This is a genomic window from Streptomyces sp. GC420, assembly GCF_009916105.1.
Taxonomy (GTDB): domain Bacteria; phylum Actinomycetota; class Actinomycetes; order Streptomycetales; family Streptomycetaceae; genus Streptomyces.
The window spans coordinates 1-13,846 of the sequence record NZ_JAAAXQ010000032.1 but is presented as its reverse complement, the minus strand read 5'-3'; the positions used below and the strand labels follow the sequence as shown (position 1 = coordinate 13,846).

Genomic DNA, 13,846 nt, shown 5'->3' with positions numbered 1-13,846 from the left:
GATGCGCCGCTACGGAAAGAACCCCGACGAGGACGACGTCCGGGTCCGCCCCAACCGCAAGGGCAACCGGCCCCGTACCAACATCCGCCCCAAGCACGAGGACGCCTCCGAGGGCTTCGTCGTCACCGTCGACCGCGGCCGGATCACCTGCCTGCTCGACGACCGCATCGTCGTCGCCATGAAGGCGCGCGAGCTCGGCCGCAAGAGCGTGGTGGTCGGGGACCGGGTGGCCCTGGTCGGGGACTTGTCCGGGGACAAGGACACGCTGGCCAGGATCGTCCGGGTGGAGAAGCGGGCCTCCGTGCTGCGGCGCACCGCGGACGACGACGATCCGTACGAGCGGGTCATCGTCGCCAACGCCGACCAGTTGGCGATCGTCACGGCGCTGGCCGACCCGGAGCCGCGGCCCCGGCTGATCGACCGCTGCCTGGTCGCGGCGTACGACGCGGGGCTCGAACCGCTGTTGATCCTCACCAAGTCGGACCTGGCGGGCCCCGAGAAGCTGCTGGAGACGTACTCGACGTTCGGCCTGTCCCATGTCGTCACCAACCGCGACGAGTTGGAGAACGGCGACGCGGCGAAGCAGGTGCGCGAGCGGCTCGAGGGTCGGGTCACCGTCTTCGTCGGGCACTCCGGCGTCGGCAAGACGACGCTGGTCAACTCGCTGGTCGCGAAGGGCAGAAGGCGGGCCACCGGACGGGTCAACGCGGTGACCGGGCGCGGCCGGCACACCACGACCTCGGCCCGTGCGATCCCGCTGCCCGGCGACGAGGACACCTCCCCGGCCGGGGACGCCGGCGGCGGCTGGGTCATCGACACCCCGGGCATCCGCTCCTTCGGCCTGAACCACATCGACCCCTCCCGGGTCATCCACGCCTTCCCGGACCTGGAGCCCGGGACCGAGGACTGCCCGCGGGCGTGCAGTCACGACGAGCCGGACTGCGCCCTGGACGACTGGGTGGCGGCGGGTCACGCGGAGCCCGCCCGGCTCTACTCGCTGCGGCGGCTGCTGGCGGCGCGGGAACGGCGCGAGGGCGACTAGGAACCAGGCGTGTCCGCCGCCCGCCTCCCGCACGTTTGCCCCGGTCGGCATACGGTAAGTGCATAGTCGCACCGGTGCGGTTGCGGAAACGGGAGGCACATACACATGGCGTGGCTGCTGGTCGTCGTCGCCGGGCTCCTCGAAACGGGCTTCGCGGTGAGTCTCAAGCTCTCGCACGGCTTCACCCGGCTATGGCCGACGGTCGCGTTCTGCGCCTTCGCCCTGGGCAGTTTCGGCCTGCTCACGCTCTCCCTGAGGAAGCTGGACGTCGGTCCGGCGTACGCGGTGTGGACGGGCATCGGCGCGGCCGGTACGGCCATCTACGGCATGGCCTTCCTCGGCGACCTGGTCTCCACCCTCAAGATCGTCTCCATCACGCTGGTGATCGTGGGCGTGATCGGTCTGCAGCTCTCGGGCTCCTCGCACTGAGCGGCGCGCCGCGGACGACGAGCCGCCCGCGGGCCACCGCCCTCAGAACACCCGGGTACGGGTGAGCGCCTCCCGCACCAGCCGCGCGGCCCCCTCATCCGCCCCCGCCGGCGGCGCCGGCGCGAGGACGCAGGACAGCGCGAGCCGCACGGCGGTCTCGCAGGTACGGGCGTACTGCGCGGCCACCTCCCGGGGCGCCGCCCCGTTGACCGTCGCCGCCACCGCCCGGTCCCTGACCTGCAGCAGCAACTCGGCGGGGCTCGGCAGCCCGGCGTCCGCGCGGCGCTGCGCCGGGATGGAGGAGCGCGAGCGCACCGGCCCGGTCCCCGGTCCGGGGAGCCGCGGGCCCCAGCAGCCGGTCAGCGCGGCATGGACCAGCGGGTTGACCCGGGCGGCCCGAACGGTCCACTCGGCGGCGGCCGCCAGCCGGTCCACCGGGCTGCGCGCCGAGCCCAGCGCCCGCTCCACTCCCGCGAGGTAGGCGTCCGTCTCACGGCGCACCAGCGCCCGCGCCAGGCCGTCCTTGCTGCCGAACTCGTTGTAGAGCGTCTGCCGTGAGACCCCGGCGGCGGCCGCCACGTCGACCATCCGCACCGCGGCCCAGGCGCGGCCGGAGAGTGCGGTGTAGGCGGCGTCCAAAAGTGCGTCTCGCGCTGTAGGCATCGATGCCTCCCGGGCCCGCCCGCGCGGGCTCTTCGCTCAAGCAGGGTTGACGCGCCGCAGGGCCGTGTCAAGGGCACGGGCGGGCCGTCACGCTTTCGGACCGCTCGTCCCGGCCACGTCCGGTCCGGGGGTCGGCCGCGCGGGCCTGGGTAGAGTTCGCTCATGCCCGACTATCACGATGATCTGCGCCTCGCCCATGTCCTCGCGGACGCGGCGGACGCGGCGACCATGGACCGGTTCAGGGCCATGGACCTCAAGGTGGAGACCAAGCCGGACATGACTCCGGTGAGCGAGGCCGACAAGGCGGCCGAGGAGCTCGTCCGGGCCTCGTTGCAGCGGGCACGGCCGCGGGACGCAGTGCACGGCGAGGAGTTCGGCGTCGAGGGCACGGGCCCGCGCCGCTGGGTCGTCGACCCGATCGACGGTACGAAGAACTATGTGCGCGGGGTCCCGGTGTGGGCGACGCTGATCGCCCTGACGGAGGCGGGCGAGGGCGGCTACCAGCCGGTGGTCGGTGTCGTCTCCGCCCCGGCGCTGGGCCGCCGCTGGTGGGCGGCCAAGGGCCTGGGGGCGTACATGGGCCGCAGCCTCTCCTCCGCCACGCGGCTGCACGTCTCGCGGGTCTCCAAGCTGGAGGACGCGTCGTTCGCGTACTCCTCGCTGTCCGGGTGGGAGGAGCAGGGACGGCTCGACGGCTTCCTGGACCTGACCCGCGCCTGCTGGCGCACGCGCGCGTACGGCGACTTCTGGCCGTACATGATGGTCGCCGAGGGCTCGGTGGACATGTGCGCGGAGCCTGAGCTCTCGCTGTGGGACATGGCGGCGAACGCGATCGTGGTGACGGAGGCGGGCGGCAGCTTCACCAGCCTGGACGGCGTTCCAGGGGTGGACGGTGGGAACGCGGCCGCCTCCAACGGGCTGCTGCACGAGGAACTGCTGGGCTATCTGAACCAGCGGTACTGACGGACGCGGCGGCGAACGCGCGGGCGCCGTTCGGCAGAGGCATCCCCGTCATCGCCGTCGCCCCCGCCTGCACCAGCAAGTGGGGCGCCCAGCACCGGCGCAAACCCCTCACCACCAAGACCCGCACGGCCACGCGCCACGACGCGGCAGCCGTGGCGATCGGCGGCGCGCACTTTTCTCCGCCGCGCCCGTCCCCTTGTTGACCCTGCGTGTTCATGCCACCCTGAGAGTCCCCCCACTTGTGAAATTGTGAAACTTTTCTCCAGGGGGCGGCTCACCAAGGAGGTGGCTCCATCCATGCTCGTCCGTGACGCCATGAGCACGGTGGTCCTCACCATCGGACCCGATCACACACTCCGCCAGGCGGCCCGGCTGATGGCCGCGCGCCGCGTCGGAGCGGCCGTCGTACTCGACCCCGACACCAGCGGGCTCGGCATCCTCACCGAGCGCGACATCCTCAACGCGGTGGGCGCGGGACAGGACCCGGACCAGGAGACCGCGGGAGCCCACACCACGACCGACGTCGTCTTCGCCGCGCCGGGCTGGACCCTGGAGGAGGCGGCCGTGACGATGGCGCACGGCGGCTTCCGCCATCTGATCGTGCTCGACGGCGAGGGCGGCGGCGCCGTCGGGATCGTCTCGGTGCGGGACATCATCCGCTGCTGGGCACCGAGCCGGGAGGCTCTCGCCGCCAGGTAGTCCCGGGGCCGCGCCCGGTCCACGACAGAAGCACCGGCACCGGGCACGGCGGAAAGCCGGCACCGGGCACGGTGGAAGGGGCCGGAGGGACCCGGCCCCTTCCACCATCGTTCGACAAGCGGTCGTCAGCCGCGCAGGGCCTGGACCGCGGCCTCGAGCCGCTTGCCGAAGTCTCCGTCCGCCTGACGGAAGTTGCCGATCGCACGCTCGGCGATGTCCTCGCGCGAGACCTGCGAGAGGGAGCCGGCGAGGTTGGCGATCAGGCGCTCCTTCTCGTCCTCCGACATCAGCCGGTAGAGGTTGCCCGCCTGCACGAAGTCGTCGTCCTCGGCGTGGACGGGCGCGGCCGACCCACCGGTGACACCGCTCACCGGAATGGGCTGCCACAGCGGACGGTCCGTCTGGAACGGGCCGCCGAAGCTGTTCGGCTCGTAGTTCTTGGCGCCCTTGTGACGACCGTCGTACAGGAAGCCGTCACGGCTGTTGGTGCGCGCCTCGGCGGCGTGCGGACGGTTCACCGGCAGGTGGTCGGCATTGATGCCGACGCGGTAGCGGTGGGCGTCGCCGTACGCGAAGAGACGGCCCTGGAGCATCCTGTCCGGCGAGGGACCGATGCCCGGCACGAAGTGGGCGGGGCTGAAGACGGACTGCTCGACCTCCGCGAAGATGTTCTCCGGGTTTCGGTTGAGCTCCAGCCTGCCGATCTCGACCGGCGGGTAGTCCTCGTGCGGCCAAACCTTGGTCAGGTCGAACGGGTTGAAGCGGTAGCCGGCCGCCTCGGCCGCGGGCATGATCTGGACCTGTACGGTCCAGGTCGGGAACTCGCCGCGCTCGATGGCCTCGCGCAGGTCGCGCTGATGGGAGTCCGGGTCCTCACCGGCGAGCCTCGCCGCCTCCCGGGCAGTCAGGTTCCTGATCCCCTGGTCGGTCTTGAAGTGGTACTTGACCCAGAAGACTTCGCCGGCCTCGTTGTTCCACTGGTAGGTGTGCGAGCCGTAGCCGTTCATGCGGCGGTAGCTCGCGGGGATGCCGCGGTCACCGAACAGCCAGGTCACCTGGTGCGTGGACTCCGGCGACAGACCCCAGAAGTCCCAGACGTTGTCCGCCTCCTGCGAGCCGGTGTACGGGTCGCGCTTCTGGGTGTGGATGAAGTCGGGGAACTTGATGGCGTCCCTGATGAAGAACACCGGGGTGTTGTTGCCGACCAGGTCGTAGTTGCCCTCTTCGGTGTAGAACTTCAGCGCGAAGCCGCGGGGGTCACGCACGGCGTCCGCGGCGCCGAGGTTGCCGGCCACCGTCGAGAACCGCAGGAACGTCTCGGTCTGCTTGCCGACCTCGGAGAGGAACTTCGCCCGGGTGTACTTCGTCACGTCGGCCGTCACCGTGAAGGTGCCGTACGCGCCGGCGCCGCGGGCGTGCACCACCCGCTCCGGGATGCGCTCACGGTTGAAGTGGGCGAGCTTCTCCAGCAGCAGCTGGTCCTGCACCAGGACGGGACCGCCGACGCCTGCCGTCTCGCTGTTCTGATTGTCGGCGACCGGCGCGCCGGCCTCCGTTGTGAGCGGTCCCTGCGTCACGTGCGCCTCCTGCTGAGTCCTGTCCCTGCCCTGCCGTACGCGATCCTACAGTGGACATTGTCTAAGTCAAGCAAGCATCCAAAGTCACACCCATTCGGGATCCGACCCTCGACTGTTAGGCTGACCCCCATGAGTGACCTGCTGGAACGACTTCGAGGACGCGGGTGGCGCATGACGGCGCAGCGGCGGGTCGTGGCCGAGGTCCTCGACGGTGAACACGTGCACCTCACGGCCGACGAGGTGCACGCGCGTGCCGTGGCCAGGCTTCCCGAGATCTCCCGGGCGACCGTCTACAACACGCTGGGTGAACTGGTCTCGCTGGGCGAGGTGCTGGAAGTCGCGACCGACCACCGCGCCAAGCGCTACGACCCCAATGCCCACCGGCCCCACCACCACCTGGTGTGCGCCGAGTGCGGTGCCATCCGCGACGTGCACCCGGCCGGCGATCCGCTGGCCGACCTGCCCGAATCGGAGCGCTTCGGCTTCACGGTCTCCAATGTGGAAGTGACCTACCGGGGCCTGTGCCCGGACTGCGCCGCCCAGCGGCCGCCCTCCCCGGCGGTCGCGCGGCCCTGACGACGACGAAGCCCCGGTGCCTTCGCACCGGGGCTTTCGCGTACCGCTCGGCGCACGGCGGCGGAGCGGTGGGGTCCACGCGCCGGCAGACTACGAAAGGCCCGGATCCTTGAGGATCCGGGCCTTTCGTCTTCAGTAGCGGGGACAGGATTTGAACCTGCGACCTCTGGGTTATGAGCCCAGCGAGCTACCGAGCTGCTCCACCCCGCGTCGGTGAACACCACCTTACGTGGTTGTGCCGACAGGAGCAAATCGGTTTTCCGATGCTGTCCCGGCCGCCCTCGCCGCCGTTGCCGCAGCCGTCGCCACGGCTCTCCCGGCAGCTCTCCCCGTCGCCCGGCCCCGCTGTGCGCGGCGGCGCCTCACGCGCTCAGCTCCTGCTGGAGCGCGTCCCGCAGCCGCGCGGCCCGCTCCGCCACCTCGGGCGGCCCGAGCTCCACGGCCCTGGCGCACCACCTCTTGCCGTCGACCAGGTCACCGCGGCGGGCGCACAGCAGCGCGAGGCGCAGCGCGGCCCTGCCGTGCCCGGCCTCGGCCGCGCGCGTCCACCACAGGGCGGCCTCGGCCTCGCTGCCCTCGTGGGACAGCAGCAGCCCGAGGTTGAACGCACCGTTGCGGCTGCCGCCCTCGGCGGCGGCGCGGTACCAGTAGGCGGCGTCGGTGACGTCGCCGCGCGCTGCCGCCAGCATGCCTGCCCTCACCTGGGCGCGCCGGTGGCCCTGCTGGGCCGCCCGCTCGTACCACTCCTCGCACTCGGTCTTCCGGGTCACGGCCTCGCCGAGCCGTACGACGTCGTAGGGCGACTTCCGGCTGTCCAGCAGCGCGCCGAGACGGAAGGCCGCCTCGGCGCTGCCGCCGCCCGCTGCGTACCGCAGGTGCCGCTCGGCGCCCTGCTCGTCGCCGTCGCGCACCAGGGCGATGCCGACCTGGAGGGCGGCCTCGACATGGCCGGCGGCCGCGGCACGCTCGTACCACTCCAGGGCCTCGCGGTCCTCGTCACGGCTCGCGTGCAGGATGCCGAGGTTGAAGGCGGCATCGACGCTGCCCGCCTCGGCGGCCTTGGAGAACCACGGCCCGGCGCCGGCCGCGTCGCCGCCCTGGAGCAGCAGCACGGCGAGGGCGTTGGCCGCCTCGCGGTGCCCCGCGTAGGCGGCGCGGCGGTACCACTGCTCGGCGTGGGCGGTGCGGCCCTGCTCCGCGCAGAGGAGCCCGAGGTTGTAGGCGCCGTTGACGTCGCCCGCGTCCATGGCGGCGCGGTACCAGCGCTCGGCGGTCTGGGTCTCGCCTCGCTCGGCGTGCAGCGCCCCCAGGGCATTGGCCGCGTTGCCGTCGCCGTCCTGGGCGGCGCGCAGCCACCACATGGCCGCGCTCTCCTCGTCGCCCGCGTCGCGCAGCAGGAAGCCCAGCGCGCAGGCCGCCTTGGCCTCGCCGTCCTTGGCCGAGGTCAGGTACCAGCGCCCGGCCTCCTTCAGCTCGCCGCGCTCCTCGAGCAGCGTGCCCAGCCGCAGCGCGCCGCGCCGGTGCCCGCGGGCCGCCGCCTGCCGGTACCACTGCTCCGCCTCGGCGAGCAGTGCGGCGGCGGTGCCGCCGCCGGCCGCGGCGGGCCGGCTCCCGGTCACCGCCCGGTCCTCCTCGGCGGGCGCTGCGCCGTCCGCCCGGCCCCCGCCCGCGGCGGCGCCACGCAGCCGGGTCCCCGTGGCCGGGCCCCCGAGGGGACCGGCGCCCGCGAGGGCGTCACGGAGCAGCTGGAGGCCGCCGACCTCGGCCGCGCGCCGCTCCAGGGCGCGTGCCAGGCGGTACGCGGCCTCCCGGTGGCCCTGTTCCGCCGCGGTGCGCATCCAGCGCTCCGCGCCGACGTCGCTGCGGTGCTCCAGGAGGTCCGCGAGGGCGTAGGCGCCCAGGGCGTGTCCGGACTCCGCGGACTGGCGCAGCCAGTACTCGGCGGCGGGCTCGTCGCCGCGCTCCCGGTAGTGGCGGCCCAGGGCGTGCGCGGCCGCGGCGGAGCCGGCGACGGCGGCGATGCGCCACCAGCCGGCCGCCTCGTCCGCGTAGCCGCGCTGATGCAGCAGGACGCCCAGGTTGTTGGCCGCGGCACGGTCCCCGGCGGAGGTGGCGGCGCGCAGATAGGGCTCGGCGCCGTCCAGGTCGCCGCGGCGCAGCAGCAGGGATCCCAGGATGCTCATGGAGGCGATGTCGCCGCGCTCGGCGGCGCGGCGGTGCCGCGCCTCCGTCTCGGTCTCGGCCTCGGTCTCGTCGCCGAGGCGGTCACCGACGCCCGCGCCCGCGTCGGCGACCGCCTCGGCGATCGTGTTCGTGACGGACCCGGCGATGGGCTCCGGCGCCGCCTCGGGCGCCACGGCCTGATCGCCAACGATGTCACCGGGCCCCTGCACCGGTACAAACCGCTCTGATTCCAACAGAGTTGCCTTGTCCCCCATAAAACCCATCGTCGCACCACCTGCAACCTGCGTACACCTGGTATACCGCAGCCTGTGAGGTCACTTCAGCGTTTTGTCGACATGCCCACAGAGAGACAAGTCAAACACGCTTCCGCTTGCCGTTCCCATGCCGACGCGCCAGATGAAACACCGAATGCCCCCGAAAAGATCCCGACTTGGGCCCGCCGCACCCCCGGGCACACGACAAGGGCCCGGATCCTGGAGGATCCGGGCCCTTGTCAACTTCAGTAGCGGGGACAGGATTTGAACCTGCGACCTCTGGGTTATGAGCCCAGCGAGCTACCGAGCTGCTCCACCCCGCGTCGGTTCGACAACAGTACCACGACGCGGGGTTCGCTCACTCAACTGCCCTGGTCACCGTCCTGTTGACCCTCACCGTTCTTGTCACCGGCGTCACTGCCCCCGGCCGACTTCTCCGCCTCCGCGGCACGCTCCAGCGCGTCCTGAAGGTCTTCCTGGGCCTTGCCGTACGCCTCCCAGTCGCCCTTCTTGAGTGCCTCCTGGCCCGCGTCGTACGCCTTCTGGGCATCCGCGATGGCCTTCTCCAGGGCGGTGCCGCCCGTGGCCGGCGGCTCCGTGGTGCCCTCCTCGGGCGGCGGCTCGCCGGTGTCCTCGCCCTCCACTCCGAAGACGGCGTTCAGGCCCTCGGCGAGCGTGTCCTTGAACACGGTCTGATCGCCGTACGCCACGCCCACCCTCCTCAGCAGCGGGTAGTTGGACGTACCGCCGCGCGCGTACACCGGCTCGATGTAGAGGAACCCGCCGTTCAGCGGCACGGTGAGCAGGTTTCCGTACTCGATGTCGGAGTCGGTGCCCCTGAGGTTGCGGACGAACTCGGCGACATCGGCGTTGCTGTTGAGTTCGCTCTGCACCTGCTGCGGGCCGCGCACCGTCGAGGTCACCCTCAACAGCCTTATCGTGCCGTAGTCGTCGCTGGCCGCGTCGGCGTCCACCGCCATGAACGCCCCGAGGTTCGGGCGCCCGTTGGGCGTGAAGGTGGTGGTCAGGGAGAACTGCTGCTCGTTCTGACCGGGCATCTTCAGGCTCAGGTAGTACGGCGGAACCGCGCTGTTGTCCTTGTTGGTCGGGTCGTCCGGCACCTGCCACGCGTCACTGCCGCTGTAGAACTGGCCCGGCTCGGTGACGTGGTAGCGGGTGAGCAGTTCGCGCTGCACCTTGAACAGGTCCTGCGGGTAGCGCAGGTGCTCGCGCAGCGACTCCTTGATCGCGCTCTTCGGCTCGACCGTGCCGGGGAACGCCTTCATCCAGGTCTTCAGGACCGGGTCCTCGGTGTCCCACTGGTACAGCTTGACCGTGCCGTCGTAGGCGTCGACGGTGGCCTTCACCGAGTTGCGGATGTAGTTGACCTGGTTCTGCTGCGCGACGACGGCCCGCTGGTTGTCGGTCAGCGAGTCGGCCGTGGTGTCTCCCAGCGTCGTACGGGACGCGTAGGGGTAGCCGTTCGTCGTCGTGTAGGCGTCGACGATCCACTGGATCTTCCCGTCCACCACCGCTGGGTAGGCGTCGCCGTCGATGGTCAGCCAGGGTGCGACGGCCTCGACGCGCTCCTTGGGAGTGCGGTTGTACAGGATCCGGGAACCCTCGCCGATCGCGCCCGAGTAGAAGATCTGCGGCTCGCTGAAGGCCACCGCGTACGCGGCGCGGTTGAGCGCGTTGGCCAGGTTGACCCCGCTGTTGCCCTTGTAGCTGGTGGTCTTCTCGCCGTTCTCCTCGTAGTCGAGCTCCTTCTGCGGGCCGCCCACGATGGAGTACTGCTCGGTCTTTTCGCCGTAGTAGATCCGCTGCTCGTAGTCACCCACCAGGGTGCCGGTGGACGGCAGGCCCGACTCGGTGAAGTCCGGGGAGCCCGCCGGGTCGGACCCGGTGCTGGTGCCCTTGGCTGCGACCACGCCGTAACCGTGCGTGTACGTGAAGTGGTCGTTGATCCAGTTGCTCTTCGGGATGCCGTTGATGTTCAGCTCCCGCAGACCGATGACGGTGTCCTGCTCCTTGCCGTCGGCGTCCGTGTACCGGTCGACGTCGAGGGTGGAGGGGAACTGGTAGTACTTGCGTTCCTGCTGGAGCTGCTGGAAGGCCGGGGAGACGACATTGGGGTCGATCAGCCGGTAGCTGGCCGCCGAGTCGGCGTCCTTGCGCACCTGCTCGGCGTTGCCCGTGCCGCCCTTGCCCGAGTAGTCCGTCACCTTGGCGTCGTCGATGCCGTAGGACTTGCGCGTCGCCTCGATGTTCTTCTCGATGTACGGCGCTTCCTTGGCCTGCTCGTTCGGCTGGACCTGGAACTTCTGCACGATCGCCGGGTAGAGCCCGCCGATGAGGATCGCGGAGAGCACCATCAGACCGAACCCGATCACGGGGAGCTGCCAGGTGCGGCGCCAGAGCGTCGCGAAGAACAGCAGCGCGCAGATCACGGCGATGCAGAACAGGATGGTCTTCGCCGGCAGGTAGGCGTTCGCGTCGACGTAGCGCAGGCCCGTCCAGTTGCCGGTCGCCTTGAAGTCGCTGGACTTCACCGCCAGGCCGTACCGGTCGAGCCAGTACGCCACGGCCTTCAGCGAGACGAAGATCCCGAGCAGCACGGAGAGGTGGCCGGTGGCAGCGGCGGTCGCGCGCGCCCCGGGGCTGGTGATCCGCAGCCCGCCGTAGAGGTAGTGGACGAGGGCCGCGGCGATCAGGGAGAGCACCGATGCCGCGAAGCCGAAGCCGAGCAGGAAGCGGTACCAGGGAAGATCGAACGCGTAGAAGGACACGTCCATCTTGAACTGCGGGTCCTTCTGCCCGAAGGACACGCCGTTCACCCACATCAGCCAGGTGCGCCACTGGCCCGAGGCGGACGCGCCCGCGATCAGTCCGACGAGCGCCGTGACGCCCAGGAGCAGCCACTTCTTGTAAGGGGCGATGCTCATTCGGTACCGGTCCAGGCTCTGCTGCTCCAGCGACATCGCGCTGAGCGGCGGCCGCAGCCGGTGCGCCAGCCAGATGTTGACTCCGACGGCCGTGGCCATCAGCAGGCCGAAGACGAAGAACAGTCCGATCTTGGTCCAAAGTGTCGTGGTGAAGACAGAGGAGTAGTCGACCGAGCGATACCAGAGCCAGTCGGTCCAGAACCCCGCGAACATGACGAAGGCCATGGCCAGAACGGCCAGGACGGCGAGCGTCATGAGGAGGGTCCGGACGCGCCGGGACGGTCGGCCGACTCTGATCCGCGGCCCCGTGGGGCCTCCGCCGCGGTCCGGCATCTGGAAAGCCAAGGTGCGCACCTCGAAGTTCGTATGGATGAGCGGGCCCCGCGATCGTAGAGCCCACTCATGCAACTTACTGAAGCTTTACCCAGTTCCCGTTCCCGGGTCCGGAGGAGGCAGGATATTGGCCATGTCCAACCTTTCTTCCCCCGACCCCGCCTCCTCCGGCACCCCGATGGCCGCCACACCCCTCACCCGGGCGGTGCTGGAGATCGACGAGTACGCCTCGGGGCTCGGCTGGGACCAGCCCGCCCGTCTCTTCGCCCTGGTCGACAGCGCGCGGCTGCGGGCACAGGAGCCCGGCCTCGCCGCGCAGCTCGGTCTCGACGAGGGGCCCCAGGCGTCCTCCCTCACCCCCATCGAACAGGACGAGCTGCCCGCGGGCACCCCGCTCGACGAATTCCTCGCCACCATCGCCTGGCCGGACGCCGTCACCGGGTGCGCGCTGACCGTGGAACGGCTGATGCTGCCGCCGTCCGCGGAGGCCACCGTGCCGGTCGGCCTCGACGAGAGCGCTCTGGCCAAGTGGGTCGCGGAGCACCCGGAACGCCAGGAGGTGCGGATGACCGTGGCGGTGCTGCGCGACGGCTCCCGCGAGTCCGCGCTGCGGCTGCGGGAGAAGGACTCCCCCACCGAGGTGCTGACCGGCGCCGACCTGGTGCCGGGCCTCGCCGAGGCGCTGTCCGCCACCTTCGAGGCCTGATCACCCTCCCCCTGCGGGGGCGCGGTCAGCCCGCCGTACAGCTCGGCAGGCTGTCCGTGTCCCCCGAACGGATCTTCTCCAGGGAGTCGACGGCGTCGTCGATGTTCTTCACCTTCACGAGGGTGAGCCCATCGGGAACGTCCTTGGCCGCGGCGGCGCAGTTGTCGGCCGGCGTCATGAAGTACTCGGCGCCCTTCTGGCGCGCGCCGACGGTCTTCATCCCGATGCCGCCGATCGGACCCACGTCGCCGTTGTCGTCGATGGTGCCGGTGCCCGCGACGAACCTGCCGCCGGTGAGGTCTTCCTCGGTCAGCTTGTCGACGATGCCGAGCGCGAACATCAGGCCCGCGCTGGGACCGCCCACATCGGCGAGCTTGATGTCGATGGTGAAGGGGAAGGTGTGGTCGGTCCCCGCCTCGATGCCGACGATGGCGCGGTCGTCGTCCTCGGCCCTGGCGGTGGTGACGGTGACGTCCTCGCCGCCCTCGGGCTCCCTGCCCGCCTTCTCCGCGGCGGCGGCCTCCTTGGCGGGCACGACGGTGAAGACCACGTCCTCGCCCGGCTTGTGCTTGGTGACCAGCTCGGCCACGTCTCCGGGTTCCCTGACCTTCGTCCCGTCCACGGACTTGATCACGTCGCCCGCGTGCAGCCTGCCCTCGGCCGGGTTGTCCTTGACGACCCGGGCGACCACGACACGGGAGGTCACCGGGATGCCCAGCTCCTTCAGGGCCGCGACCTTGGCGCTCTCCTGAGACTGCGAGAACTCCTCGGCGTTCTCCTGGGTGGCCTCTTCCTCGGTCTGGCCGTCGGGGTAGAGCGTGTCCTTCGGGACGACGAGGTTCTCGTCGGAGAGCCAGCCGTACAGGGCGGTGAAGACGTCCATCCGGTAGTCGGCGCTGGTGACCCGAACGGTCGTCATGTTGAGATTGCCCGACGTCTCATAGGTCTTGCGGCCCGAGATCCGCAGCACCGGCTCGCCACCGGCCTCACCGAGGGTGTTCACCGTGGGACCGGGGGACATCTCCGCGTACGGCACGGGGAGAAGCACCCCCGCGCACAGGAGCGCGATCAGCATCAGGGTGGAAGCGAGCATCGTCGCCGTGCGGCGTGGCATGGAACGACAGTACGGGACACGGCTGCCAGTTCACCGCCGGGGCCGGTCCGTACGAGACCGCGGGGACGGCCGACCCGCCGACATGTGTCAGAGCGTATGGGAACCGGAGTGCGGCTTCTCCATCGCCGCACGGAACTTCTCGTAGCCGGCGAGTTCATGAATGTCGCCGGTCGTGCGGTCACGGGCCACCCAGCCGGCCCAGACCGCCGCGCCTATCGCAGCTATAAGTGGAATGAGCAACCAGGCGAGTGCCGCCATTCCGTCCTCCCGACCCCAAAGAACAACCGCGACTGGTGATCAGCAGATTAATCATCCGCATCTCCAACGCTCACGGCAGGGGTTGGGTTACGCAACCCGGAGT

The 13,846-nt window shown here is 70.7% G+C and carries 12 protein-coding genes and 2 tRNA genes; 6 read left to right on the top strand and 8 right to left on the bottom strand.

The window, feature by feature from the left end; all coding sequences use genetic code 11:
* Window position 1: 1 nt before the first annotated feature.
* Together rsgA and GUY61_RS06740 are read left to right on the top strand one after the other, a co-directional pair.
* A complete protein-coding gene (gene rsgA / locus GUY61_RS06745) occupies window positions 2-1,042 on the top strand; it encodes a ribosome small subunit-dependent GTPase A (RefSeq protein WP_166629137.1) in 1,041 nt (346 codons plus the stop codon).
* 105 nt (window positions 1,043-1,147) lie between these two features.
* The gene (locus GUY61_RS06740; RefSeq protein WP_166629136.1) at window positions 1,148-1,471 is read left to right on the top strand and encodes a multidrug efflux SMR transporter; all 324 of its coding nucleotides are present in this window, start codon (window positions 1,148-1,150) and stop codon (window positions 1,469-1,471) included.
* A gap of 42 nt (window positions 1,472-1,513) precedes the next feature.
* Here the strand turns inward: GUY61_RS06740 and GUY61_RS06735 are convergent, their stop codons facing one another.
* Complete coding sequence (locus GUY61_RS06735; protein WP_166629135.1) at window positions 1,514-2,134, bottom strand: TetR/AcrR family transcriptional regulator; 621 nt, start codon at window positions 2,132-2,134, stop codon at window positions 1,514-1,516.
* A gap of 162 nt (window positions 2,135-2,296) precedes the next feature.
* Between GUY61_RS06735 and hisN the strand changes: the two genes are divergently transcribed.
* Window positions 2,297-3,097, top strand: coding sequence for a histidinol-phosphatase (gene hisN, locus GUY61_RS06730; RefSeq protein WP_166629134.1), 801 nt, complete (start codon window positions 2,297-2,299; stop codon window positions 3,095-3,097).
* Window positions 3,098-3,394: 297 nt separating this feature from the next.
* Window positions 3,395-3,796, top strand: a complete 402-nt coding sequence (locus tag GUY61_RS06725) for a cyclic nucleotide-binding/CBS domain-containing protein (RefSeq protein ID WP_166629133.1) — start codon at window positions 3,395-3,397, stop codon at window positions 3,794-3,796.
* A 125-nt stretch (window positions 3,797-3,921) separates the two neighbouring features.
* Here the strand turns inward: GUY61_RS06725 and GUY61_RS06720 are convergent, their stop codons facing one another.
* Window positions 3,922-5,373: a catalase gene (locus GUY61_RS06720; protein WP_166629132.1), complete on the bottom strand. Its 1,452-nt coding sequence runs from the start codon at window positions 5,371-5,373 to the stop codon at window positions 3,922-3,924.
* 129 nt (window positions 5,374-5,502) lie between these two features.
* Between GUY61_RS06720 and GUY61_RS06715 the strand changes: the two genes are divergently transcribed.
* The gene (locus GUY61_RS06715) at window positions 5,503-5,949 is read left to right on the top strand and encodes a Fur family transcriptional regulator (protein WP_166629131.1); all 447 of its coding nucleotides are present in this window, start codon (window positions 5,503-5,505) and stop codon (window positions 5,947-5,949) included.
* A 136-nt stretch (window positions 5,950-6,085) separates the two neighbouring features.
* Here GUY61_RS06715 and GUY61_RS06710 read toward each other — a convergent pair.
* From GUY61_RS06710 to GUY61_RS06695, 4 genes are all read right to left on the bottom strand, one after another.
* Window positions 6,086-6,159: transfer RNA gene (locus GUY61_RS06710), tRNA-Met, on the bottom strand.
* Window positions 6,160-6,311: 152 nt separating this feature from the next.
* Window positions 6,312-8,396, bottom strand: a complete 2,085-nt coding sequence (locus GUY61_RS06705; RefSeq protein WP_166629130.1) for an SEL1-like repeat protein — start codon at window positions 8,394-8,396, stop codon at window positions 6,312-6,314.
* A gap of 240 nt (window positions 8,397-8,636) precedes the next feature.
* Window positions 8,637-8,710 (bottom strand) — tRNA-Met (locus tag GUY61_RS06700).
* Between the two features lie 39 nt (window positions 8,711-8,749).
* Window positions 8,750-11,665: a UPF0182 family protein gene (locus tag GUY61_RS06695; protein ID WP_166629154.1), complete on the bottom strand. Its 2,916-nt coding sequence runs from the start codon at window positions 11,663-11,665 to the stop codon at window positions 8,750-8,752.
* Between the two features lie 133 nt (window positions 11,666-11,798).
* Between GUY61_RS06695 and GUY61_RS06690 the strand changes: the two genes are divergently transcribed.
* Window positions 11,799-12,371 carry a PPA1309 family protein gene (locus tag GUY61_RS06690; protein ID WP_243766236.1) on the top strand — a complete coding sequence of 191 codons (573 nt, stop codon included), beginning with the start codon at window positions 11,799-11,801 and terminating at the stop codon, window positions 12,369-12,371.
* 25 nt (window positions 12,372-12,396) lie between these two features.
* Here GUY61_RS06690 and GUY61_RS06685 read toward each other — a convergent pair whose 3' ends face one another.
* Together GUY61_RS06685 and GUY61_RS06680 are read right to left on the bottom strand one after the other, a co-directional pair.
* Complete coding sequence (locus GUY61_RS06685) at window positions 12,397-13,485, bottom strand: PDZ domain-containing protein (RefSeq protein WP_166629128.1); 1,089 nt, start codon at window positions 13,483-13,485, stop codon at window positions 12,397-12,399.
* An 87-nt stretch (window positions 13,486-13,572) separates the two neighbouring features.
* Complete coding sequence (locus GUY61_RS06680; protein WP_166629127.1) at window positions 13,573-13,725, bottom strand: hypothetical protein; 153 nt, start codon at window positions 13,723-13,725, stop codon at window positions 13,573-13,575.
* Between the last annotated feature and the right edge of the window lie 121 nt (window positions 13,726-13,846).